Genomic DNA, 25309 nt, shown 5'->3' with positions numbered 1-25309 from the left:
CTATGAAATCTTATAAAATACAAGACAGTCCATTTAGAGTCCCAACAACCGATGGTAAAATAATCAAGGAACATTTTGGTCTAGCCACAGATGGAGATTCCAATATCAGTATGGCCCACATGAAAGCACCAGCGGGCTGGAGCGAACCTTTTCAAACTCCAGAATTTGATGAATACACCTTTATCATTAGCGGTAAAAAGCAATTCGTTATAAACGACGACATTATTGTTTTAGAAGCGGGTCAATCCATTAAAATAAACAAAAATACGCGTGTTCAATATTCAAATCCATTCACAGAAGTCTGTGAATATATTGCCATCTGTACCCCAGCTTTCTCTATGGATTTAGTAAACAGAGAGGGTTAACCCTATGAACAAGTACCTACCAAAAATTTTAGGTTTTATTTTGAACCTCATAAGTCTTGTATCAAAATCTTATGCGGCTAAACTTGCCATAAAGATTTCATCCACGCCAAGAAAAGGAAAACTAGACAGTAATGCAGACAAATTTTTAAAAAAAGCCGTTCAGGAATTTGTTTTTCATGAAGACATCCCCATTATGACCTACCATTGGAAAGGCATCAAAGATACCGTTCTTTTGGTCCACGGTTGGGAAAGCAATGCCTATCGTTGGAAAAGACTCATCAAAATGTTACAAGTTAACGATTATGATGTCATTGCTTTAGATGCCCCGGCACATGGTAATTCTGGCAGCAAATTGTTTAATGCCGTATTTTATTCAGAATGCATACATACCGTTGCCAATCGATTTAAGGCAAGTGTTATCATTGGGCATTCCGTGGGTGGCACTGCTACCATTTTTGCCCATTACAAATACAAAATACCAACGCTTAAAAAATTGGTTATTTTAGGAGCTCCATCCGATGTTGTCGGTATTTTTGAACGTTACCGAAAAATGATGGGATATAACGAGCGTATCAAACAAGGTATGGACGACTATGTGCTTAAACATTACAATCACCCACCCGAATATTATTCTGCTGCTGACTTTTCTCAAAGCATTGAAACCGAAGGTTTAATTATTCATGATGAATTAGACATGGTCATTCCGTATATGGACGCTTTGAAAATTGAATATAAATATGCCAATAGCAAATTGATAAGTACTACAGGTTACGGACACAGCCTGAAGTCGAATACAGTAAACAATCATATTATAGAATTCCTAAACGCTTAGATTTATTGTATTTTTGGCACATGGCAGAAGATTTAAAACGCATCAATAAATTTTTAAGTGAAGTTGGCTATTGCTCTCGTAGAGAAGCCGATAAATTAATAGAAGCAGGACGTGTAACTATTAATGGCGAAATTCCTGAAAAAGGGACAAAGATATCATTATTAGATGTGGTTCATGTCGATGGTGAAGCCATTAAAAACGAAAAAAAAGATTTTGTTTACTTAGCTTTTAATAAGCCTGTTGGTATTGTGTGCACTACAGATACCAGTGTTGAAAAGGATAACATTATTGATTTTATTAATTACCCGAAACGAATCTTCCCTATTGGTCGCCTTGACAAACCCAGTGAAGGCTTAATACTTTTAACGGATGACGGGGATATTGTAAACAAAATTTTACGTGCAAGCAACAACCACGAGAAAGAGTATATTGTTACCGTAGATAAACCAATTTCCCAAACCTTTATAAGTAGAATGTCTGGTGGAATTCCTATTCTGGATACAATAACCAAAAAATGTATTGTTGAAAAACTGGGCACATACAAATTTAGAATCATATTAACGCAGGGCCTTAACAGACAAATTAGACGCATGAGTGAATATCTAAATTATAATGTGGCAACACTTCAACGGGTGCGCATCATGAATATTAAATTAGATATGCCTGTGGGCGAATATCGCGAACTCACTCCAAATGAATTTGAAGATTTGAATGACTTGTTAAGTGAGTCTATTAAATCTTACAAACCCGAGACTCAAAGACCAAAGCGAAACAATAAGCGCTAAGTATTTCGCTCGTCTGAATATAAACCCATCGCATCATTTAAACAGCAGATTCTTTATAACAGAACTGGCTTTACCGTTAGCGTACAAGTTTATGGCATTATTATCTCCACTATTTTAAAATATAAAAATTTGTATACAACAAGCGCTAAGCTTTCGTTCTATCCAAATTATTATTACCCCATTTGCTAATAGTTTAATACAGTTGCAAAAATATTGTTACATTTATCACCTAAACAAAACAACTACATTATGATTAGAATATTAGCTTTAATTTTAACAATTGGAGGAATGATAGCACTAATACTAGGTGTACTAGGTCTATTTGGAAATAATCTCGTGGCTTTAAGTCCTTGGGCCCTAACCATACTAGGGATTGTATTTTTTATCGCAGGCGTTTCTATGTTAAAATATAGAAAAGACGTACCTGTAGAGTAATATTAAATTACAATATAATGACTACAGATGTTCGTCCGTTTCATTTAGCTATTCCTGTTCACAATCTAAAAACCTGTAGACAATTTTACAGAGACACCTTAGGTTGTGAAGAGGGTCGTAGCAGCGACCATTGGGCAGATTTTAATTTTTTTGGACACCAACTCGTCATTCATTATAAACCCAAAGAAAACGCTGAAGAGCTACATACCAATGCTGTGGATGGTAAAGCAGTTCCTATTCCGCATTTTGGTGTGGTTTTAGATTGGGATGTTTTTAAGGCTTTCGCGGAACGATTACGAAGTCAAAACATGTCATTTATAATTGAACCCTACGTCCGTTTTGAAGGCGAAATGGGCGAGCAAGCAACCATGTTTTTCTACGACCCCGCAGGCAATGCTTTAGAATTTAAAGCCTTTAAGGATATTGGGCAATTATTTTCCAAGTAAGATTACTTATACCGCCAACTCGTTAGATCGGCATCCTTTGGTGCACTCTCCATGATGCGCTTCATTATTTTAGGAACGTACATGCTATTGTATCGTAATCTAGAAATATGATTTGGGTTTTCTTGATCGCCATTCCAGCAATGTTCTGCCCTATCACCGTAGTCCACTTCACCATCATAATACGGATCTGTGGTGCTTTCTAAAAAATCTTCCATTAAATAGACGGCATTATTTAAATAGTAATTATCCATATCGCCACAATAAATATGAATTTTTCCTTTTAAATTCGGTCCTAACTTAGACCAATCGCGTTCTAAAATATGTCTTAAATCATAATTTTCCTTCCAAAACTCAGCAACATCATGATCAATATCACCAGAGTACTTATCCCATAAACGCTTGGGGTAACCATCTTCACCCTGTGGTGAATACGTGGCTTCCCAAATATCATACTGGCCACCGGACCTCGATTTATCACCCAAAACCAATTCTAAATGATTGTTCTCTTTTACTGTGGAACTTATATTTCCTAAGTAATCTCTATGCGCTGGAACCTCAATAATTTTATGCTTGCTATCAGCGTAATAAGCATTATCATCTTCGTAAATATTAGTAAGACAATAGGCTCTAAAATCAATTGGATCGGGACATGCTGCAAAACACCCGTTATATTCATCCGGATATTTTACTTGAACCGCCAGAGCTTCCCAGCCTCCGGTGGAACCGCCATATAAAAAACGCGACCAGCCTTCGCCTTGACCTCTAAAAAGTTCTTCAATATGTGGAATTAACTCATAAGTAAGCGCATCGCCATAAGGCCCTTGACTTGCCGAATTTACCGCATAAGAATCGTCATAATAAGGTGTTGGATGCTGAATTTCAATAACAAGAAATCGAGGAAAATCAGGCTCGTTCCAGTGTTTATAGAAATCGTAAGCTTCTTGCTGCTGCATAATGTTATAGCCTTTAACATCAAACCTATCTGAATAATCGGGTTCCAAATCAGGGTCTGGAGCTGTGGTTCTAAAACCTCCAAAATCTGTTGGAAAATGTCCTTGAAAAACCATCAAGGGATATTTTGCTTCCGGATGGTCATTAAATCCTTTAGGCAATAAAACGTGTGCTCCCAAATAGATATCTCTACCCCAAAACCTTGAAAGCAATTCAGATTTCATTTTAATATGTTTTATCCATGCCGTGTCTTTTGGAGCCTCGATAGGAGGAATAACCTGATCTAGAACAATATCAAGCGCTTCCATACCATTTTCAGTAATTGTTATTTTGAACGGTGTGCTATAAAGGTTTCCTGGAAATCTATTCCATTGCTGTCCTTCACCATTGTCCATTGGCAATTGTACGGTATGTCCCGTAGATAAATTGAAGGTTTCATATACATGAAACACAGCTTGAACAAAATAGTCACCAGCTTTTATATCGCTTAAGTTTTTATACGGGAACCCAAATGCCTTATTATCAAAAGGAATTGTTGAATTTGGAGAAACATCATTCACATTCATTCCAAATACAGGTTGTGCTTTAAGTTCTGCCGTCACCTGAAAACGAGGCTCCTTTTCATCATTATCAGAAAAAATTAAAAGCAATCTGCCATCTAAGTTTTTAGAATTCCCGGAATCAGGAAAGGTTATATTGATATTCACACCATCAGATTTTTTGAAATACTTGGAATCGCAACTTACTATTAGCATTGAAAGAGTGAAGTATAGAACATGGACTTGTTTCATAAGTAAGACATATTTTCAAAAAAGGTAATAAATTTTAACTACTTATAGCTCCTTTTACTTAAATGAAAGGGTAAATAAATCAACAAGAAATAAGGAATAATAATGATTTGAGTCGTTATTATATAGTATGGCCATTCCCCAAAATAATCTAATAACGACGCTGAGGCAGGCTTTTTATTTAAATAAAAATAATTTGCATCTAAGAGGTGATTTATAAACATGATACAAATAACATAAAGCTGAAGGGCGAAAAAAGACTTAAAAACACTTGATAGCTTTGGCTTCATTTTTAATACAAATGTGGCATATAAGATGACAATTACCAATCCTAAATGAACGACCCAATACCTAAAGTAATCAAAACTAGGAAAGCCATCAGCAATATCAGGTGTTATAATGCCTTGGGAGGTTCCGGCGATAATCCAGAACAATAAGATTTCATACATCCAGTACTTTCTATACTGTGTGAATATGGGTATTAGTAAAGCCAAAAAACTACATAAGTACAGAGGTAAATCTGTCGCTATTTTATAATTTCCTAAAAATATTTTGTAAACATGAAATACTAAAACAGTCAAACATACTAAGCATCCAAATAGATGTAAAAACACATGTTGTTGCTTCTTCTGAAGTTTTTTTTTGGCGTACCTTATAAAAAACACAGCAAATATAAGTGCGATAAGAATGGGAAAGATGTGCGGAGCACTACCAATAGATACCCCTGTAAATAAATACATTACCTGATTTATGTGCCAGTTCATAATACAAGGATAGTTATAAAAAGATAACTACATCATATGTTGCTCTCTGGCAAGTAAGGTGTTTTTTAGTAGCATAGCAATGGTCATTGGTCCCACACCTCCAGGAACGGGTGTTATAAAACTTGCTTTTTTAGAGACATTGGCAAAATCAACATCTCCTGTAATTCTATAACCTCTAGGTTTGCTTTCATCTGGCACACGTGTAATGCCTACATCAATAATAACCACATCGTCTTTTACCATTTCAGCTTTAAGAAAATCTGGAACCCCTAATGCCGAAATAATAATATCTGCTTGAGATGTAATTTGTGTGATGTTTTTGGTATGACTGTGTGTTAAAGTAACGGTAGAATTTCCAGGAAACCCTTTTCTACCCATTAAAATACTCATGGGTCTACCCACAATATGAGAACGACCAATAACTACGGTATGTTTCCCATTAGTTTCAACGCCATAACGATCTAGTAATTCTAATATTCCAAACGGCGTTGCGGGAATAAACGTTGACATGTCTAAAGCCATTTTACCAAAATTCATAGGATGAAAACCATCGACATCTTTATCTGGATTAACAGCCAGTAATACTTTTTGAGTGTTTATTTGTGGTGGCAATGGCAATTGCACAATGAAGCCATCAATATCAGGATTCGTATTTAGCTCCTTTATTTTGTCTAACAATTCTATCTCACTGGTGGTATTTGACATTTTAACAAGCGTAGACTCAAAACCGACACGTTCACAAGCTTTTACCTTACTACCCACATAAGTTAAGCTAGCGCCGTCATTCCCAACAATAATGGCTGCAAGATGAGGCACTTTTTCACCTTTGTCCTTCATTTTCTGAACTTCGGCAGCAATCTCATTTTTAATATCGTTACTAACTTTTTTTCCGTCTAAAATTGTCATTTCTTAAAGTTTTCAGTCGCAGTTGCAGTCGCAGTTTTTACTCTGCTGGAGACACCTTATACGACTATTTTCTATTCTATTTTTACTCCAAATTTCCCTGGATTGTTAATCATGTAATTTATAATCTTTCCAATCTCTTTACTTTGTTCTGAAAATTTTGAGTAATCTTCAGATGAAATATATTCACAAGCCAATGCAAAATCTAACCAAGAATTGGTTTCAGAATTCTCACCATCAGCATCTGTAAGTTTACTTATAAAATGTTTAGGGTATCTTCTTTTTCTATAAGCTTCGGAAATATTTGCCCATACCGACCGAGAACTTCTTCTAATCTGATCTGTTAACGAATATGTTTCTTCTTTCGGAAAAGTTTTAGAAATTTCAAAAATCAACATAGCTACATCAAACGCTTTTTGATAAGCCAATAATTTTTTAAAATCCATATTCCTAACTTAATTTTTAAAATATTGCAAACTGAGACTGAGACTGCAAACTAAAACCCTAACGCACCCCCTTCATCATTTGCATCATCTTTTTACCGCCCCCACCTTGCATCATTTTCATCATTTTACTCATTTGGTTAAACTGCTTTAAAAGCTGATTAACTTGCTGAACTGAAGTCCCTGAACCTTTACCAATTCTAATTTTTCTACTAGAGTTTATTATGGATGGATTTGTTCTCTCTTTTGGCGTCATGGAGTGAATAATAGCTTCTATACCCTTAAAAGCATCATCATCAATATCTACATCTTTCATCATTTTTCCAGCACCGGGAATCATACCCATAAGGTCTTTCATGTTTCCCATTTTCTTAATTTGCTGAATCTGCTTTAAGAAATCATCAAAACCAAATTGGTTCTTGGCAATTTTCTTTTGGAGTTTTCTAGCTTCGACTTCATCAAATTGTTCTTGAGCACGCTCTACTAAAGACACCACATCTCCCATGCCCAAAATACGATCTGCCATACGTGCGGGATAGAACACATCAATGGCTTCCATTTTCTCTCCTGTACCAATAAACTTAATCGGTTTATTTACTACAGATTTAATAGAAATGGCAGCTCCACCACGAGTATCACCATCTAATTTAGTAAGGATAACCCCGTCAAAATTCAACACATCGTTAAATGCCTTGGCCGTATTCACCGCATCTTGACCCGTCATAGCATCTACTACGAACAAAGTTTCTTGGGGTTGAACGGCTTTATGAATGTTGGAGATTTCATTCATCATGACCTCATCTACAGCCAAACGACCCGCAGTATCTATAATAACCACATTAAATCCGTTCGCCTTTGCATGTGCTATACCTGCTTGAGAAATCGCAACAGGATCTGTATTGCCCCTATCACTAAATACCTCTACGCCTATTTGCTCGCCAACGACGTGCAACTGATCTATCGCGGCAGGACGATATACATCACAGGCTACCAATAACGGTTTCTTTGTTTTTTTAGTCTTAAGAAAATTAGCCAGTTTACCAGAAAACGTGGTTTTACCAGAACCTTGCAAACCTGACATTAAAATAACACTTGGATTGCCCGACAGGTTGAGTCCTTCGGCATCACCACCCATAAGTTGGGTAAGCTCGTCTTTAACGATTTTCACCATGAGCTGCCCAGGCTGCAAGGTCGTTAAAACGTCTTGACCAATCGCCCTTTCCTTAACTCTTGTGGTAAACTCTTTAGCTATTTTAAAGTTAACATCGGCATCTAATAAGGCACGACGCACCTCTTTTAAGGTTTCGGCAACATTAACTTCTGTGATGCTTCCATGCCCTTTTAGAACGTGTAAGGCTTTATCTAATTTATCGCTTAAATTATTAAACATAATTTGTATTGTAATTTTAAGAAATGCAAATTTAAGGATTTGCTGTGTATTATTGAAGCATCACGTGGTAAAAATGCAAACAAAAAAGGCTGCCAAATTATTTAATTTGACAGCCTTACAAAGGAAACTTAACTAATTAACCTAAAAACCGAAAGATAAGTTTCTCCTTTTCAACCAAAACATATTAAGCTTTCTTTTCAAGGACTAATATGCGTTCAATCTCACCATTAGCATTTAAATCTTTCATTTCAATTCTATCTGCTGTGATTTCAACTATTTTCCATCGGTGGTTTAAGTCATCAAACGGTGCATTATTTCCGAAGAACAATCCAAGATTCAAACCTTCTTTTCTATATGATAACCAAGCTCCACTAAATACGCCATTGTTAGGGTCTGTTACTTCTACTCTACCAGTTTCTAAAAAGTTTAAAGTGTACATCAAGAATTCTTCTGGTTTATTTTCACCATTAACTTGATAAGCAGCAACTTCCCACGCTCCATTAATCAATACACCATCAATGTAATTTAAATCGTCATCGGTACCAGGACAATGTCTTTCCAAGATCATTTTATTATTGGCATTTTCCAACTTAATTAAACCTGGCTCTAAGAACGTGATTAACCATTCTAATTTTAAATCTGGTCTGCCATCAAGAGTGATTTGCAAAATGAAACCCATAGTTCTCACTCCAACCTCGTAAGTACCTTCTACTAACTCACCATTTACTCTAAGTTTTACAACATTGTCTGGGAAAAATTTTAAAGGCATGCCTATATACTCTTTTTCATTATCGGCGCCATCAACTTGTAATCGTGCAATTCTCCATAAACACTCTTGTAAGTAGTTTTCAATGCGTTCTTTGGTAATATCAATAACAATATCACAGTTTTTCTTTAAGATGATTCGGTTCCCACCAGCTTGATAGAGTTTTACCTTACCTGGTTCAATATCATATACAAACCATTCTAACGTGAAGTCTGCAAGGGTATCAAACTCTAATTTTATTAGGGCACCATGATGGGTAACACGTGTTGACCAAGTTCCTGTTAAAACATCGCCACCTCTTGCATGAACCTTAACAACATGATCTTCTTTAAACACTATGACATATTCACGGTATTGCTCTCTTAAATCGTCTTCGTTTCTTTCAAACTCATGAACAACCCATGGGCAAGTCATTAAGTATTCGTCTAAACGTTCTTTAGTAAAATCGTCATCGCCATAATCATTATCATCATCTTCATCACAAACATCTTTTGCTTCTTCAATGGTTCGTTGTAATTCTTCATTATTGTTTACAACTACTTCAGTACCATCTGCTAATTCCATAGTGACTGGGAAATTAAGGCTTGCTAATAATCCTGCTTCATGTCTAACTCGTTTTATAAAATGATATAATTCTCTATCATTTTCAATAGTGATTACATTGATAACTTGAAAATCTGCATTATACACTGAAAAAGACATTGGGTATTGAAAATCGATACATTCAATATCGTCGTCGTCTTCATTTTCACCACGACATTCATCAATTAATTCTTCTAAAGTGTCACGGTTTTCGATAACCACTTCATCGTGATTAGACAAAACAATAGTAATAGGAAAAACAATATCCAATCGGTCTTCATCGTCATCAAACTCTTTAAAAATAGCTTCAATAACTTTAAAATCTTCTCTAGAATCGACTCTAATTTCTAAACCATTAACAATAACGGTAATAGGCAATTCTACAGATAAACAACTCGCATTGTCAATAATATTATCCGCAGATCCATCCATTATGGATGTGGCACTCATTAAGTTAGTCAAGGTGGATTCGGCAACAAGTATTTCCGCTTCATTAGGTTCAGTAATATCTATTACTTCTTCTTGACAAGAGGTAAACAATAACAAGGCAAAAAAAGGTGTTAGCAATAATGTTCTCAAAATAGTTTTCATGATATTTGATTTTGGGTTAAACATGTCGTTTTGATAATAAAACAGGATAACTTCAAAAATCCCTACCCCCACTTTTGAAAAAAAATCAAAAATTCCAAATTCCAAATTCCAAAAAGCCTTATTTTAGTGCCACCAACTACCACTTTTTATGGGCAAACAACTACATGATAATATTTGCGAAGAGCGACTGTTTTCATCTATTTTTAATAAGCATTCTAAAAATTTACACGATTTTTTATACTATAAGTTTGGTGATTTACTAAACCCCAAGGATAAAGTGCAGGAAGCCTTTATAAAGCTCTGGCAAAATTGCACAAAAATCTCACCCGATAAAGCAAAGAGTTTCTTATTTACCACTGCCAATAATATGATGCTAAATGAAGTGGCACACCAAAAAGTAGTTTTAAAACACCAACAAACCAAACCGAAACAGTATACCAATGAGAGTCCTGAATTTTTAATGCAGGAAAGCGAATATTATGATAAACTGCAAAAAGCACTGGCCAATTTAACCGAAGCACAACGCGTTGCCTTTATGATGAACCGTGTAGAAGGAAAACGTTTTAAGGAGATTGCAGCACTTTTAGACATATCGACGAAAGCAGTTGAAAAACGTATTTATGGCGCTTTAAAAAAGTTACGGAAGGATATTAAGGAACTTTAAGTTCAAAAGTTTCAGGTTTAAGATTCAAAATTGATTACCAATAAACTTTGAATATTGAATTTTAAACTTTTTTTAATTGAGGGTAGGAAAAAATAAAACTTAACTGTTATATAGTTGTATAAGAAAATGATGAACAGAGAAACTTTAATATCGAAATGGTTAAATAATGATCTAAATGATCAGGAGCTACAAGCGTTTAAAAACCTTGAAGACTATGATGATTTAGTAAGGTTAAATTCCGGGCTACAAGCTTTTAAGGCAGATGATTACGACACTTCAAAAGAACTTGAAAACGTATTATCTAAAATTACACCGACAGTTATCGGGGGTAAAACCCAAACCCCAACACATTGGTTGAAGCCGTTTCTACGAATTGCTGCTGTTTTAGCCATTTGTTTTAGCGTGTATTATTACACCACGACTTTAGATACTAAAATCACAACGGATCTGGCTCAAAAAACAACTATTGCGCTCCCAGACGCATCCAGTGTTTTCCTCAACGCAAAATCGCTATTGGTTTTTAATAAAAACCATTGGAAAAAAGACCGTGATGTGGAACTTGAAGGCGAAGCTTTCTTTAAAGTTGCCAAAGGCTCTTCATTTAAGGTGATTACCAAATCAGGAACTGTTACCGTTTATGGTACGCAATTTAATGTAAAACAACGGGACAATCATTTTGAGGTTATTTGCTACGAAGGTTTAGTTGGAGTTACCTACAAATCGAAAGAAACAAAATTAAAACCTGGAGACAGTTTTTTAATTATTGATGGGAAAACCATTGCTAAAGAAAAAGAAAACCGCTCAACTCCTTCGTGGCTAAATAACGAAAGCACCTTTAAAAGCTTACCGTACAAAACAGTTATTGCTGAATTTGAAAGACAATACAGTGTAGATTTTACATTGATTAATATTGATTCCACACAACTTTTTACAGGTAGTTTTACTCATGATAATTTAGAAATTGCTTTAAAATCCATTACCTTACCCTTACATGTAACATATAGTAAAACCAACGATACTATCATATTAAAAGGTGAGTAAAAACTTTAATTTTTTAATTTTTGCTATATTGTTTTTTTTGAATGTTGCCAACCTAAAAGCGCAAACTATTCAAGAAGAAAAGCAACTACTTGTTACTGTTTTAAAAACTCTTGAAACGCGCTACAATATTAGCTTTTCTTTTGCTGATGACACCATTAAAGACAAAAGAATCAAGAACCCAGATACGCTCCTTTCTTTAGAAGACGTATTAAATTTACTCGAAAAAGAAACCTTTTTAGACTTTCAATTGCTTGATAATCGGTTCGTGGTCATAAAAAAAATAGATCAAGGTAACCCGCTACATCGGGTTCAAAATTTAGACGAGGTCATTATCACCAATTACCTAACCCGAGGTATTACCAAACTAAATGATGGGTCTGTAACAGTAAAACCTGATAGCTTCGGTATTTTACCAGGTTTAATAGAACCTGATGTCTTACAAACCATACAAGCGCTTCCAGGTGTGATGAGTATTGATGAAACGGTATCAAATATAAATATCCGTGGGGGCACGCACGACCAAAACCTACTACTTTGGGACGGCATAAAGATGTATCAATCGGGGCATTTTTTCGGACTCATTTCCGCCTTCAATCCTTATATAACCGAACAAGTTACCGTTTATAAAAATGGCACAAGCGCCAAATACGGAGATGGTATATCCAGTATTATAGATATTCAATTACCTAATAAACTGGATCAGCAATTTAAGGCTGGTGCTGGTTTTAATTTAATTAATGCCGATGTGTACGCTAAAATTCCATTATCCAAAAAAACCGAATTACAAGTTTCTACACGCCGCTCCATTACAGATTTAATTACTACGCCCACCTATGATCAATATTTCAACCGGGTGTTTCAAGATTCAGATTTAAGCAATTCGAACCCAAATTCTATTTCTAAAAACGAATCGTTCTATTTTTATGACATTACGGCCAAATTTCTTTATGATATTTCAAAAAAAGACAAGATTAGATTTCATTTTTTAAATGTGAACAACCGTTTAGATTACGAAGAACAGGCCACTATAAATGACAGGAACGAAGCTTTAAACAGTAATTTATCACAACAAAACTTAGCCACGGGAATCACTTATTCCAGAAATTGGAACCCTAAGCTATCATCAACGGCACAAGTGTATATGTCTCATTATGATTTGGATGCTACCAATTTCGACATCATTAACGACCAGCGCTTAATTCAAGAAAATGAGGTATATGACGGTTCTTTTAAGCTAGACATGACTTATATGCTGAATAATCAATTCAACATAAATGGTGGCTATCAATTTACTGAAGTTGGTATTAGCAACCTTGAAGATGTTAATAATCCAGAATTTAGGAGTTATATAAAAGAAGTGATTCGTAGCCATTCAGCATATGGGGAAACTGGTTTTTTATCAAACAATGCCAAAACAAAATTAACATTAGGGACGCGTTTAAATTACATCAATAAGTTTAATATGTTTTTTGCTGAACCCAGATTAAGTTTGAGTCAGCGTTTCTTTAATTATTTTAGATTTGAATTACTAGGAGAATTTAAAAGTCAGACCACGTCTCAAATCATCGATTTACAAAATGATTTTTTGGGCATTGAAAAACGGCGTTGGGTATTGTCGAATAATGATAATATTCCTGTTATAAAGAGCAAACAAGTCTCCTTAGGGGTTCATTTTAATAAAAACAAATTATTGATTAGTGCCGAAGGGTACATCAAAAAAGTGGATAGTATAACCACTAGAAGCCAGGGCTTTCAAAATCAATATCAATTTACAAATAGTATTGGTAGTTATGAAATTAAAGGCGTTGATGTATTGTTAAATAAACAATTCAATAATGTTATAAGCACATGGATATCCTATTCGTATAGCACAAACAATTATACATTTAAGAAGCTAAACGATGGAAATTCATTCCCAAATAATGCGGACGTAAGGCACTCCATAACTTTTGGTGGCACGTACACCTATAACGATTTAAAAGTAGCCTTAGGATTGAACTGGCATACTGGTAAACCTACAACACAACCTGTAACAAATGACGATACGAATAGTTTTGATGCGATAGAATATCAACTTCCCAATTCCACTAGAATAGAAGATTATTTACGAGCAGACTGCTCTGCGACCTATGTCTTTGACATAAGCCATAAGGTACATGCCCAAATAGGTGCTTCCGTTTGGAACGTTTTGAATAAAAAGAATATTATAAATAAATATTACAGTTTAGATGATAAAAATGAAGTTATTCCAGTGGAAAATCAATCCTTAGGCATAACCCCAAATTTGAGCTTTAGGGTTAGCTTTTAATTAGTATTCCCTAAAGGAGTAACTTTATATTGGCATACGAATTTTTAAGCGCATCATTAATCTGGCTAGTATTCAGCCATTTTACATCTGTAATACCTTCATTTTCTTGAGGATATAAATTACCAATAAAACTGGTTTTCATTTCAAACCAATAGGTGATTTTAATTTTATGCCTCCCATTGCGTTTAAAAATATGGTACGTGGTATCCAAAGGTTTTGTGATTTCTAATCCAGAAACGCCTGTTTCCTCGGTAACCTCCCGAATAGAAGTCTCCTCAATAGTTTCGTGCTTTTCTGCCTTGCCTTTTGGCAAATCCCATTTATCATTTCTATAAATGAAAAGAACCTGATCATCATCATTGTACACTTTTCCACCACCAGCGACTACCTTGGGTAATTTCTTTAGAAACTTCTTAAGCAATTTCTTCTCGTTTTTATGAATGAGGCGTATTTCTTGTATATCGGTTTTGTTAAGCTCTTTAATAACTTTACTAATATTGACCGTTTTTAGTAGGTAGTTTTTAAAATTGGATTCCTTTTCAACAACAGTTGTTAGAACTATAGGTTTGTCACCAACAAAAACTTTATACATCCTTAATAATTAAAAATAAGATTTTTGTAAAAATATCATTTTTCGCTTCATTATGGGGACTGTTAAAAAAAATATTTTAATTCATTTGAAACTAATTTGTAAAAGCAATTTTATGCGTAATTTTACCAGCATGATTTTTAATAAAGATACCGCAAAAAAAACAGCCGAGGTTTTATTGCAAATACATGCTATTAAATTAAGTCCTCAAGACCCTTTTACTTGGGCATCAGGCTGGAAATCTCCCATTTATTGTGACAACCGTATTGTACTTTCCTACCCGCCCATTCGTAACTATATCCGCGAAACTATGGGAAAACATATACAAAAACACTACGGCAAACCAGATGCTATAGCTGGCGTTGCCACTGGAGCTATTGGCATTGGCATGCTTGTAGCAGAATATTTAGGCTTGCCTTTTATATATGTGAGACCCGATGCAAAAGGTCATGGCAGAAAAAATCAGATAGAAGGCTTTATTGAAAAAGGACAAAACGTTGTTGTAGTTGAAGATTTGATTAGCACGGGAAAAAGTAGTTTGAATGCCGTGAGAGCCCTTAAAGAAGCAGAGGTTCATGTAAAAGGCATGATTGCTATTTTTACTTATGGCTTCGATGTAGCTACTAAAAACTTTAAAGATGAGCAGATCATGTTACATACATTAAGTAACTACGATAGTTTATTGGAACAGGCTTTGGAAACGAAATATATTTCTTCTGAAGAATTGGAAACCTTAAAAAATTGGAATACTAATCCTAGTGAATGGAACGCTAATTGATATAAACGTATAAAGCTGTTTAGCTCATTCAACAAAAAAAAAAAATTACAACTATATGAATTTAGAGTCACCTAAGATTAGTGTTGAAAAATCACCTCAAGACGTCTTTGATTTTTTATCCGATATTAAAAATTTTGAATTACTAATGCCTGAAAACATTAGTAAATTTGAAGTTCTTGATGATGATAAATTTTTGTTCGCCTTAAAAGGAATGCCAGAAATAGTGCTTAAAAAGAAAGAAACCATGCCTCCCAATAAGATTATACTTGGTGCTGCTGGCGGTAAGCTGGATTTTTCGCTCATTGGCAATATTACCAAGGTAAATGATACGCAAAGTGAAGTACAACTTGAGTTTAAAGGCGATTTTAACCCGATGATGGCTATGATGATTAAAAAACCTATAACGAAGTTTATTGAAACACTAGTAACCAGTATTCCAAAATCCATTTAGTGAACTTGTTTAAACTTTTTGGATTGAGTCGAGAATTAGTCATTTTGTGACCAGTTAAGGTTTTTTTTGAGTTGCATAGCAGCGCTACGTAATGAAAAAAGATGAAAAATGGGTACAAAAAAAACAATTTTTTAGCTAATTGAAAAAGTTTAAACGAGTTCAATACATAAGTGTGATTTCTTTTAAATCATACTCTTTTACAATGTTATCTTCTAACAAGATTTGTAGATTTCCGTTATTAGAAACATGCTTTATATAACCAGAAAAAATCGAGCCTTCAGCATCTTTGAATGTTGAAGGTTTATCTTTTCTAAAAAGGTACGACTCGTAGTCATTTTTTAAAATATCATATTGCTCTTGTTTCAATAACTCGAAATAATATTTTAGGTTTTTCAGTATGTTGTTCAGTACTTCATCTAAATCGAAAATCTTTCCAGAAGCCATTTTTAGTGACAATGCTTTAGGTAGATTTATGAATTCTGTCTGATTCACATTTAACCCAACACCTATAATAGAGGCATTGATACTATTATTTTTTATGACATTCTCAATCAAAATACCGCATATTTTCTTGTCTTCTGACAAAATGTCGTTAGGCCATTTAATACTCAACCTAGAAATTGAAAAAAAACGAAGGGTCTTGACCAACGCCAAAGCGGTGACAATACTGATATAAAATGGATACTCTAGAGGTAATTCATCTGTACGCTTATAAACGCTAAAGGTTAGGTTTTTAGACGCTTGTGCATCCCAAACAGTACCCATTTGTCCTCTGCCGGCAGTCTGTGATTTCGCGGTTACCGTGGTATAGTCCTCTATAACATTGTGCATTAATAGGTTCCGCAAATAGCTATTTGTGGAATCGATGGCATTAAGTTTGATTGTACGCATATGCAAGGTATGGTATGACTTTAAAATCTTATGATTATTTTAAAGTATAAAGAACTAAAAAAATAATAACTTTGCATAAATTAAATACATTTAATGGCGAAAGAAAACATAAACGCAGATCAGCTAATATCAGTAATAATAAGTGGCATTGAAGATGTTAAAGGCAAAGAGATTAATATACTAGATTTAAGGGAAATTGAAAATACAGTTTGTGATTATTTTATTATTTGCGAAGGGACTTCAAATACGCAGGTAAATGCCATAGTCAATTCAATTCAAAAAACAGTAAGTAAAGAGCTAAAGGACAACCCTTGGCATACCGAAGGCGTAGATAATGCCGAATGGGTATTAATAGATTATGTAAATGTTGTTGTACATGTGTTTCAAAAGCACATTAGAGAATATTATGATATAGAGAGTCTTTGGGGAGATGCAAAAACAACAGTTATAGAAACTAGTTATTAAGAACATGGCAAACGAGAAAAAAAACATAAAAGAAAAGAAACCAAAATTTAGTCCATACTGGATTTATGGTATTGTTATAGCAATTTTTATTGGTGCGCAATTATTTAGTAGTAGCGATTATCAAGGCGGTAGCACGCTTAATCCAACGCGATTTTTTCAATTTGTAGAAGATGGTGATGTGGATCGCGTAGAAATTGTAAATAAAAGTATTGCAAGAGTATACCTAACTAAAGATGCCCAGGCTAAAGAAATTCATAAAAACTCGAAGCCTTCAACGCTCATTCCAACAGCTACAAGACTTCCAAACTATAAATTTGAATTTGGAGATCTTACCATTTTTCAGGAAAAGTTAAACACCATTATTGAAGACAAAGATTTAGATTTAGAACCTGTTTTTATCAGGGACGAGAATCATTTAGCCGATTTCTTATTAGGCATTTTGCCGTTTGTTTTGCTTATAGGTGTTTGGATTTTCATCATGAGACGTATGTCTGGTGGTGCTGGTGGAGGCGCAGGCGGACAAATTTTTAATATCGGAAAATCAAAGGCGAAACTTTTTGATCAAAACACGGAAGTAAAAACAACCTTTAAAGATGTTGCGGGTTTAGAAGGCGCTAAAGAAGAAGTTCAAGAAATTGTGGACTTTTTAAAGTTTCCAGAAAAATATACCTCATTAGGTGGAAAAATACCAAAAGGTGCCCTATTAGTTGGCCCTCCGGGAACCGGAAAAACATTGTTAGCACGTGCCGTGGCAGGTGAAGCTAAAGTACCTTTCTTTTCCTTATCTGGTTCAGATTTTGTTGAAATGTTTGTTGGAGTTGGAGCCTCAAGAGTTAGAGACCTTTTCAAACAAGCCAAAGAAAAATCACCCTCTATTATTTTTATAGATGAAATTGATGCCATTGGTCGCGCTAGAGGTAAAAATGCCATGTCTGGAAGTAATGACGAACGTGAAAACACGCTAAACCAGTTATTAACTGAGATGGATGGGTTTGGTACAAACACCAATGTTATTGTTATTGCAGCGACGAATAGAGCAGACATTTTAGATAAAGCTTTGATGCGTGCTGGACGTTTTGATAGACAAATTTTTGTCGATTTACCAGATGTTCGTGAGCGTAAAGAAATTTTCGAAGTGCATTTAAGACCTCTTAAAAAGGCTAAGGATTTAGATTTGGATTTCCTATCTAAGCAAACCCCTGGTTTTTCTGGAGCCGATATTGCTAACGTTTGTAATGAAGCGGCTTTAATTGCTGCGAGAAACGGGAAAAAAGCAGTTGACAAACAGGATTTCTTAGACGCGGTTGATAGAATTGTTGGCGGATTGGAAAAGAAAAATAAAATTATAACGCCAAGTGAGAAAAAAGCCGTAGCGTATCATGAAGCTGGACATGCTACCGTGAGTTGGATGCTTGAGCATGCCGCACCTTTAGTTAAAGTTACTATTGTGCCACGTGGACGCTCTTTAGGTGCTGCATGGTACTTGCCAGAAGAACGCTTAATTGTGCGTCCTGAACAAATGCTTGACGAAATGTGTGCTGCCCTTGGTGGTCGTGCCGCAGAAAAGGTCATCTTCGATAAAATCTCGACTGGAGCATTAAGCGATTTAGAAAAAGTGACCAAACAAGCTAGAGCCATGGTTACTATTTACGGACTCAGCGACAAAGTAGGAAACTTAACGTATTATGACTCTTCAGGGCAAAACGAATATGGTTTTTCAAAACCGTATAGCGAACGTACCGCTGAATTGATAGATCAAGAAATTTCAAGTATTATAGAAAAGCAATATCAACGGGCTATTGAACTTCTTGAAGTAAACAAAGATAAATTAACAGAATTAGCTGAAGTTCTTCTAGAGAAAGAAGTCATTTTCAAAGATAATTTAGAGAAAATTTTTGGGAAGCGAGCCTTTAAGCCAGAAGCACATCAAGCCCTAGATAAATAGACGAAACACCTATTTTGTTAAGCTTTTAGTAAAAATCTTAAATTAGCCTTATGGTTAATTTAAGATTTTTTATATTTGATGAATGCCAATGAGAATTGAGATAATAGCTTCTGACTAAATGAGTCTTTTTAGAAAAATTTTTGGTTCAAAATCTGAACGTTCGGAAGATGAGCTAAAATCAAGTGATAGAGGCAGATACATGCCTGAAATTAAACTACCTATAGACGAAAGGTTTACCATAAACTTTAAAGCCAATGGTGGTAAGTTTCTCTATTGTGAAAATCTCAATGAAGTTTATCAAAACTTAGATCATATTATAGAAGAAAATACTTGGCAAGAGCAGGATGTTTTAATTCTGGATGACAATTTAAAAGCTAAATTTAGCGATTCAAACCTATCCAGCACAAAAAAAATTAGCAATGCTGCTTACTTTTTAACGACCTGTGAAAACCTAATTGCCAACGATGGTTCGCTATTGATTTCCTCTAAACAAATATTCGAAAAGAAACTTACAGAGCTACCAATCAACTTTATTGTTTTTGCCACAACAAGTCAAATTGTTGAGAACATTGGTGAAGGGTTACGAGGTATAAAAACTAAAAACAGGGAAAAAATACCCACTAATATTACCACCATAAAACATTTTAAATCTGGAGATGATAAAGATTTCTTAAGTTATGGCAGTAGCGCTAAAAATTTATACCTTTTACTTTTAGAAGATTTATAAGATGAAAGAAACCTATGAGCGCGGGATTTCCGGAGTCATTTATATGGTATTGCTAGTAGTCTCATTTTACAATCAGCACTTACTTTTAATTCTGTTTTATGTTTTTGGGTTGATCTGTATGGCTGAATTTAAAAAGTTGATTCAACTTAAAAGCATCGCGCCTTACTTTATATTCACCATAATTTATTTTGTTTTTGGGTATTGGCAGCTCATTCTTAATTCTGATTTTGGTATTAATGAAGCCACAAAAATTTTAATGGTTATCGCCATTTTTGTCGAATTATTTTTGATCAAGGATTTATTTTCAGGAAAAACAATTCCACTGTTTCATTCTAAACGATTTATTCTCACTACCTTTTATTTATCAAGCGCCTTTGTGTTTTTAATCTTGATAGCCAATTATTATGAAGATTATAATCCGTTGATATTATTGGGTTCATTCATATTGGTATGGGTGAATGACTCATTTGCTTATTTAATTGGAAAAAACTTTGGAAAGCAAAAATTGTTCGAAAGAATTTCACCAAAGAAAACATTTGAAGGATTTTTAGGTGGATTATTCTTTTCCTGTGTAGCAAGCTACTTTATAGCCCTTTTTACTGAGACCTTAGATTATACTAATTGGTTAATTATAAGTATTATTATAAGCGTTTTTGGCACCCTAGGCGATTTAATTGAGTCCAAATTTAAACGGCAGGCCAAAGTAAAGGACAGTGGTGTTATTATGCCAGGGCATGGTGGCTTGTTAGATCGATTAGATAGTATTATTTTTGCAGCACCGTTTATATATTTATTTTTAAGAATTTTACAATATGTTTCATAAAGAAGGTCATAAAATTATTTTCATCACATTCGTAATTGTCGTAGCCGCATTTTTGCTAGTTGACAGTTTTATTGGTGTTAGATGGTTGCAGGTAACCGTTATGATTTTACTTTTAGGGCTTCTCATTTTAATTCTTCAATTTTTTAGAAACCCCAAGCGATTAGGTCTTTTAAATGATGCGAGTGTCTTATCACCAGTTGATGGAAAAGTTGTTGTAATAGAAGAGGTTTTTGAAAAAGAATATTTTAATGACAAACGTATTCAAGTAAGTGTTTTTATGTCTCCAATAAATGTACACGTCACGCGTTATCCTATTGGTGGCCAAATCGTGTATAGCAAATACCATCCAGGAAAATATTTAGTAGCATGGCATCCTAAATCGAGTGAAGAAAATGAGCGAACTACTGTTGTAGTTGAAAATAAAACTTACGGTAAAGTATTATATAGGCAAATTGCTGGCGCACTCGCAAAACGGATTGTTAATTATGCTAAAGTGAATGATAAATCTATACAGGGAGCTGATTCTGGTTTTATAAAGTTTGGATCTCGAGTGGATTTATTTTTACCTTTGGACACCAATATTAAAGTAGAACTGAACCAAAAAGTTAGAGGTGGCGAGAGTATTATTGCAGAAATGAATGAGTAACGATCAATTGAACATAGAGTTTAAGCGGGCGGTAGAGCGTGTAAATGCTCATGCCGAACCATTCCCTGCCGATACCTTATTGAAATTCTATGCCTATTATAAAAAAGCTACAAATAATTATCGCAGACCTAGTAGTAAGGAGCCTATAATAAATGCTTTTAAGACCAACGCCCTATTTCAAGTGGAAGATATTACTATGGATGAGGCAAAACGCACCTATATTGAATTGGTAAACAATTACTTTTTGTATAGAAAATAGTTGGTCGTAATTAATAAAATTAGGGATAACCTAAACATTTTATTTTCATTTTAAGATTCTTAAAACAGGATATAAAAAAAACAGGTAAATTAAATTTACCCGTTTTTTTATAAATATTTTAGTGAAAGCGCCGAATATTATTTCTTCTCTTCGTAATCGGCTATTTTGTCCATCTTTTTTATCTCTTCTTGATATTCCTCGTTTGCGGCATCAACTTTACCTTTCTTAATCTCTTCATTATATTCTTCAATAGCATCTTTGTGGATATCGATATACTTCTGAACAGTTTCATTTAATTCTTCACGTAAGTCATCAAATTTCTCAGAAAGTTCCTCTAGATTTTCTTTATGCTCCTTTTCTGAAGCATCGGATTCATTGATTAATTCTTTATATTCTTTTTGAACATCGGCCACATCTTCCATAACTTCTTCAGTTTTTAACCAAGCTGGAATTGAGTTTCCTAAATTAGATATCATAGCGTCTAAGTCATCAACTTCTTCTTTGGTAATAACGAAATCTGCACCTTCAATTTTATCCATTTCAAGGTTCAATTCGTTGTAAGAGGGCCAATCGTTCATAGCAACTACACCTCTCTTATTTGACTCGTAAGTAATCTTACTACCGTCTTTCATGGCATATTCACGAGATGTAACGACATTTTCATCATTAACATCTGCATCCACATCACTTGTTATTACTTCTGTATCAACCTCATTTTCAATGTCATTTGCATTTTGCTTTTTATCATCTCCACATGACATTAACGTAAGTCCAATAAAAGTAAATCCTATTGTAAAAATTTTTATAGTTTTCATAATTCTAGTTTTAAATTATTACAAAATTACATTAGGTGAGCAGAAAATCTGTTATATAATTATTAAAAAGGGTTGCAAAATTAACATTTGAGGTCATTTAGCTCTCTTACAAATTCGATTGTAGCCAAAATGATTTTACAAATATTGAATTGAACTAGTGTAAACTGGCCAAACTAGTTTTAATCGTTTCAATTTTAGCCAAAGCATCAGCCTCTTTTTTCTTTTCGCTTGCGACAACAGCTTCTGGAGCACCTGAAACAAAGCGTGTATTAGAAAGTTTTTTCTGAACAGATTTTAAAAAGCCTTCGGTATAACTCAACTCTTCAGTTAGTTTTTTAATCTCAGCATCAACATCAATAGCCCCAGCCATTGGGATAAAATACTCGTTGGATTTTACTCTAAAGGTTAAAGCGCCATCAACCGCGGCATCTACATACTGGATACTTTCAAGGTTTCCAAGTTTTGAAATCAGCGTATCGAATACCTTATTTCCCTTTTCACTATCAATAACAAAAAACGGAATAGCATCTTTGAATGCGATGTTCTTTTGCTTTCTAATAGTTCTGATACCTGAAATAACTTCCGAAGCAAAATGAAAGTCCGATATTAATGCTTTATTTGCTGATCTTAATTCTGGCCATTTTGAAACAATTAAGGCTTCTTCTGAAGTTCTATCACTAATATGCTGCCAAATTTCTTCAGTTAAAAACGGCATAAAAGGATGTAAAATTTTCAGATTATTTTCTAAAATAGAAATCGCTGCGTTATAGGTTACTCGGTCTATCGGTTTTTGATATTCAGGTTTTATCATTTCCAAAAACCAAGAACAGAAATCATTCCAAATGAGCTTATAGGTGTCCATTAGTGCATCACTAATGCGGTATTTGCTATAGTGATCTTCAATAGTGGCAATAGTGTCTTGAAATTTGGCTTCAAACCAATCTATGGCAATTTTTGATGATTCTGGTTGTTCAAAATCAGCCACTTCCCAACCATCAATAAGCCTGAAGGCATTCCATATTTTATTGGCAAATCCTTTACCTTGATTGCACAATGCCTCATCGAACATTAAATCGTTTCCAGCCGCACTGCTTAACAACAAGCCTACACGAACGCCATCTGCACCATATTCCTCGATAAGTTTTAGTGCATCTGGTGAGTTTCCTAATGATTTACTCATTTTTCTGCGTTGCTTATCGCGCACTAAACCAGTAAAGTAAACATTTTTGAATGGTTTTTCACCCTTATATTCGTAGCCGGCAACAATCATTCTCGCTACCCAAAAGAATAAAATATCTGGTCCGGTAACTAAATCGTTAGTAGGATAATAATATTTTATATCGGCGTTTTCTGGATTACGAATTCCATCAAAAACACTCATGGGCCATAACCATGACGAGAACCAAGTATCCAAAACATCCGGTTCCTGTTTAAGGTCCAATACTTGTAAATTTGCTCTCCCCGTTTTCTCTTTGGCTAAATCTAAAGCTTGTTCAATAGTTTCAGCAACCACAAAATCTTCTTTACCATCACCATAGAAGTAGGCTGGGATTTGTTGTCCCCACATGAGCTGACGTGAAATATTCCAATCACGGATATTCTCCATCCAGTAACGGTAGGTGTTTTCGAACTTTTTAGGGTATAAATTGATTTCAGCATCTTCACCTAAAACGGATGCAATGGCAGGTTTAACCAGTTCTTCCATTTTAAGAAACCATTGATCGCTTAAGCGTGGTTCAATTACAGCTTTGGTACGCTCACTAGTTCCTACTTTATGGGTGTGTGTTTCGGTTTTAACAAGAAAACCTTTTTCTTCCAGTTCATGAGCAATTTCTTTTCTAACGACAAAGCGGTCTTTGCCTTCATAATGCAATCCAAAACTGTTTAATGACGCATCATCATTAAAAATATCAATGACCTCTAGTTTATGTTTACCCCCTAAATTCTTATCGTTTTCATCGTGTGCAGGCGTTACCTTTAAACACCCTGTACCAAACTCAACATCCACATAATCATCTTCAATAATAGGAATCACACGATTACACAAGGGTACAATTGCTTTTTTACCTTTTAAATGCGAAAATCTTTCATCGTTAGGGTTAATACAAACGGCGGTATCTCCAAAAATGGTTTCGGGTCTGGTTGTGGCAATTGTTAAGTATTCGTCCCCTAACTCCTTCGAAGGAGCGGAATTCGTGCCTACGCCCTCTCCTTCGAAGAGGGTTGGGGTGAGAATTTTATAATTTAAATAATATAAATTACCTTGTCGTTCTTCATGGATTACCTCCTCATCAGATAAGGTTGTTTTAGCTTCTGGATCCCAATTAACCATTCTAAAACCGCGGTAAATCAAGCCTTTAGAGTATAAGTCTACAAATACTTTAATCACCGATTCAGACATGTTGTCATCCATGGTAAATTTTGTTCTATCCCAATCACAAGAACACCCAAGTTTCTTTAATTGCTCAAGGATAACACCTCCATATTCATGCGTCCAATCCCAAGCGTGACTTAAAAATTCTTCTCTGGATAAATCATTCTTGTTGATACCTTGTTCCTTCAATTTAGCAACTACTTTAGCCTCTGTGGCAATAGATGCGTGGTCTGTGCCAGGAACCCAACATGCATTTTTACCCAGTAAACGTGCACGACGAATGAGTACATCTTGAATCGTATTATTTAGCATATGCCCCATATGCAGTACCCCCGTAACATTGGGTGGTGGTATTACAATCGTATAAGGTTCTCTTTGGTCTGGTTCTGAATGGAAATAATTGTGTTTCATCCAGTAATCATACCATTTACCTTCTACTTGACTTGCATCATATTTTGATGGAACTTGCATACTTTGGAATAGTTTTTGAAT

Annotated in this window: 26 protein-coding genes; 16 read left to right on the top strand and 10 right to left on the bottom strand. The window is 34.8% G+C overall.

Annotation, left to right across the window (positions count from 1 at the left end; translation table 11 throughout):
- The first annotated feature begins 2 nt into the window (after positions 1–2).
- The 5 genes from FAF07_RS12765 to FAF07_RS12745 all read left to right on the top strand — a co-directional run bounded on the left by FAF07_RS12765 (position 3) and on the right by FAF07_RS12745 (position 2863).
- The gene (locus FAF07_RS12765; RefSeq protein ID WP_142785465.1) at positions 3–365 is read left to right on the top strand and encodes a cupin domain-containing protein; all 363 of its coding nucleotides are present in this window, start codon (positions 3–5) and stop codon (positions 363–365) included.
- A 4-nt stretch (positions 366–369) separates the two neighbouring features.
- Positions 370–1197 carry an alpha/beta fold hydrolase gene (locus FAF07_RS12760; RefSeq protein WP_142785464.1) on the top strand — a complete coding sequence of 276 codons (828 nt, stop codon included), beginning with the start codon at positions 370–372 and terminating at the stop codon, positions 1195–1197.
- A gap of 20 nt (positions 1198–1217) precedes the next feature.
- Positions 1218–1982 carry a 23S rRNA pseudouridine(2604) synthase RluF gene (gene rluF, locus FAF07_RS12755; protein WP_142785463.1) on the top strand — a complete coding sequence of 255 codons (765 nt, stop codon included), beginning with the start codon at positions 1218–1220 and terminating at the stop codon, positions 1980–1982.
- Positions 1983–2231: 249 nt separating this feature from the next.
- The gene (locus FAF07_RS12750; protein ID WP_142785462.1) at positions 2232–2417 is read left to right on the top strand and encodes a hypothetical protein; all 186 of its coding nucleotides are present in this window, start codon (positions 2232–2234) and stop codon (positions 2415–2417) included.
- Between the two features lie 17 nt (positions 2418–2434).
- Positions 2435–2863, top strand: a complete 429-nt coding sequence (locus FAF07_RS12745) for a VOC family protein (protein ID WP_142785461.1) — start codon at positions 2435–2437, stop codon at positions 2861–2863.
- A 2-nt stretch (positions 2864–2865) separates the two neighbouring features.
- Here the strand turns inward: FAF07_RS12745 and FAF07_RS12740 are convergent, their stop codons facing one another.
- The 6 genes from FAF07_RS12740 to FAF07_RS12715 form a co-directional block, all read right to left on the bottom strand.
- A complete protein-coding gene (locus FAF07_RS12740; RefSeq protein ID WP_246067701.1) occupies positions 2866–4605 on the bottom strand; it encodes an alpha/beta hydrolase-fold protein in 1740 nt (579 codons plus the stop codon).
- A gap of 38 nt (positions 4606–4643) precedes the next feature.
- Positions 4644–5366 (bottom strand): YwaF family protein, encoded by a 723-nt coding sequence (locus FAF07_RS12735; protein WP_246067700.1) that lies wholly within the window; start codon positions 5364–5366, stop codon positions 4644–4646.
- Between the two features lie 27 nt (positions 5367–5393).
- Positions 5394–6272, bottom strand: coding sequence for a bifunctional 5,10-methylenetetrahydrofolate dehydrogenase/5,10-methenyltetrahydrofolate cyclohydrolase (locus tag FAF07_RS12730; protein WP_142785460.1), 879 nt, complete (start codon positions 6270–6272; stop codon positions 5394–5396).
- A gap of 71 nt (positions 6273–6343) precedes the next feature.
- Positions 6344–6715: a four helix bundle protein gene (locus FAF07_RS12725; protein WP_142785459.1), complete on the bottom strand. Its 372-nt coding sequence runs from the start codon at positions 6713–6715 to the stop codon at positions 6344–6346.
- A 58-nt stretch (positions 6716–6773) separates the two neighbouring features.
- On the bottom strand, positions 6774–8102 hold the full coding sequence (gene ffh / locus FAF07_RS12720) for a signal recognition particle protein (RefSeq protein WP_142785458.1): 1329 nt from the start codon (positions 8100–8102) through the stop codon (positions 6774–6776).
- Between the two features lie 184 nt (positions 8103–8286).
- Positions 8287–10041 carry a hypothetical protein gene (locus tag FAF07_RS12715; RefSeq protein ID WP_142785457.1) on the bottom strand — a complete coding sequence of 585 codons (1755 nt, stop codon included), beginning with the start codon at positions 10039–10041 and terminating at the stop codon, positions 8287–8289.
- A 148-nt stretch (positions 10042–10189) separates the two neighbouring features.
- Between FAF07_RS12715 and FAF07_RS12710 the strand changes: the two genes are divergently transcribed.
- The 3 genes from FAF07_RS12710 (at position 10190) to FAF07_RS12700 (ending at position 14054) form a co-directional block, all read left to right on the top strand.
- On the top strand, positions 10190–10705 hold the full coding sequence (locus FAF07_RS12710; RefSeq protein WP_142785456.1) for an RNA polymerase sigma factor: 516 nt from the start codon (positions 10190–10192) through the stop codon (positions 10703–10705).
- A 126-nt stretch (positions 10706–10831) separates the two neighbouring features.
- Complete coding sequence (locus tag FAF07_RS12705; protein ID WP_246067699.1) at positions 10832–11746, top strand: FecR family protein; 915 nt, start codon at positions 10832–10834, stop codon at positions 11744–11746.
- On the top strand, positions 11739–14054 hold the full coding sequence (locus FAF07_RS12700; protein WP_246067698.1) for a TonB-dependent receptor plug domain-containing protein: 2316 nt from the start codon (positions 11739–11741) through the stop codon (positions 14052–14054). The genes FAF07_RS12705 and FAF07_RS12700 overlap by 8 nt, the downstream gene beginning before the upstream one ends.
- A 10-nt stretch (positions 14055–14064) precedes the next feature.
- On the opposite strand, the gene FAF07_RS12695 is transcribed toward FAF07_RS12700, so the two are convergent.
- Positions 14065–14646 carry an NUDIX hydrolase gene (locus tag FAF07_RS12695; RefSeq protein WP_142785455.1) on the bottom strand — a complete coding sequence of 194 codons (582 nt, stop codon included), beginning with the start codon at positions 14644–14646 and terminating at the stop codon, positions 14065–14067.
- 130 nt (positions 14647–14776) lie between these two features.
- Between FAF07_RS12695 and pyrE the strand changes: the two genes are divergently transcribed.
- Both pyrE and FAF07_RS12685 read left to right on the top strand, forming a co-directional pair.
- Positions 14777–15421, top strand: coding sequence for an orotate phosphoribosyltransferase (pyrE, locus tag FAF07_RS12690; RefSeq protein ID WP_142786620.1), 645 nt, complete (start codon positions 14777–14779; stop codon positions 15419–15421).
- Between the two features lie 55 nt (positions 15422–15476).
- Positions 15477–15872 (top strand): SRPBCC family protein, encoded by a 396-nt coding sequence (locus tag FAF07_RS12685; RefSeq protein WP_142785454.1) that lies wholly within the window; start codon positions 15477–15479, stop codon positions 15870–15872.
- A gap of 159 nt (positions 15873–16031) precedes the next feature.
- On the opposite strand, the gene FAF07_RS12680 is transcribed toward FAF07_RS12685, so the two are convergent.
- Entirely contained in the window at positions 16032–16763 is a 732-nt protein-coding gene (locus FAF07_RS12680) for a biotin--[acetyl-CoA-carboxylase] ligase (RefSeq protein ID WP_142785453.1), read from the bottom strand.
- Positions 16764–16856: 93 nt separating this feature from the next.
- Between FAF07_RS12680 and rsfS the strand changes: the two genes are divergently transcribed.
- From rsfS to FAF07_RS12650, 6 genes are all read left to right on the top strand, one after another.
- Positions 16857–17228, top strand: a complete 372-nt coding sequence (rsfS, locus tag FAF07_RS12675; protein WP_142785452.1) for a ribosome silencing factor — start codon at positions 16857–16859, stop codon at positions 17226–17228.
- Positions 17229–17232: 4 nt separating this feature from the next.
- Complete coding sequence (ftsH, locus tag FAF07_RS12670) at positions 17233–19173, top strand: ATP-dependent zinc metalloprotease FtsH (RefSeq protein ID WP_142785451.1); 1941 nt, start codon at positions 17233–17235, stop codon at positions 19171–19173.
- Positions 19174–19291: 118 nt separating this feature from the next.
- On the top strand, positions 19292–19900 hold the full coding sequence (locus FAF07_RS12665) for an LUD domain-containing protein (RefSeq protein ID WP_142785450.1): 609 nt from the start codon (positions 19292–19294) through the stop codon (positions 19898–19900).
- A gap of 1 nt (position 19901) precedes the next feature.
- Positions 19902–20723 carry a phosphatidate cytidylyltransferase gene (locus tag FAF07_RS12660; RefSeq protein WP_142785449.1) on the top strand — a complete coding sequence of 274 codons (822 nt, stop codon included), beginning with the start codon at positions 19902–19904 and terminating at the stop codon, positions 20721–20723.
- A complete protein-coding gene (locus tag FAF07_RS12655) occupies positions 20713–21369 on the top strand; it encodes a phosphatidylserine decarboxylase family protein (RefSeq protein ID WP_142785448.1) in 657 nt (218 codons plus the stop codon). Before FAF07_RS12660 ends, FAF07_RS12655 begins: the two co-directional genes overlap by 11 nt.
- Positions 21362–21628 carry an acyl-CoA-binding protein gene (locus FAF07_RS12650; protein WP_142785447.1) on the top strand — a complete coding sequence of 89 codons (267 nt, stop codon included), beginning with the start codon at positions 21362–21364 and terminating at the stop codon, positions 21626–21628. The genes FAF07_RS12655 and FAF07_RS12650 overlap by 8 nt, the downstream gene beginning before the upstream one ends.
- A 137-nt stretch (positions 21629–21765) precedes the next feature.
- On the opposite strand, the gene FAF07_RS12645 is transcribed toward FAF07_RS12650, so the two are convergent.
- On the bottom strand, positions 21766–22389 hold the full coding sequence (locus FAF07_RS12645; RefSeq protein ID WP_142785446.1) for a hypothetical protein: 624 nt from the start codon (positions 22387–22389) through the stop codon (positions 21766–21768).
- A 208-nt stretch (positions 22390–22597) separates the two neighbouring features.
- Positions 22598–25288: a valine--tRNA ligase gene (locus tag FAF07_RS12640; RefSeq protein ID WP_142785445.1), complete on the bottom strand. Its 2691-nt coding sequence runs from the start codon at positions 25286–25288 to the stop codon at positions 22598–22600.
- Positions 25289–25309: the final 21 nt, after the last annotated feature.

Origin of the sequence: Changchengzhania lutea, assembly GCF_006974145.1 — a bacterium.
In the GTDB taxonomy this organism is placed as follows: Bacteria; Bacteroidota; Bacteroidia; order Flavobacteriales; family Flavobacteriaceae; genus Changchengzhania; species Changchengzhania lutea.
The sequence above is the reverse complement of the archived record's forward strand: the minus strand, read 5'-3'. Positions and strand labels throughout refer to the sequence as shown.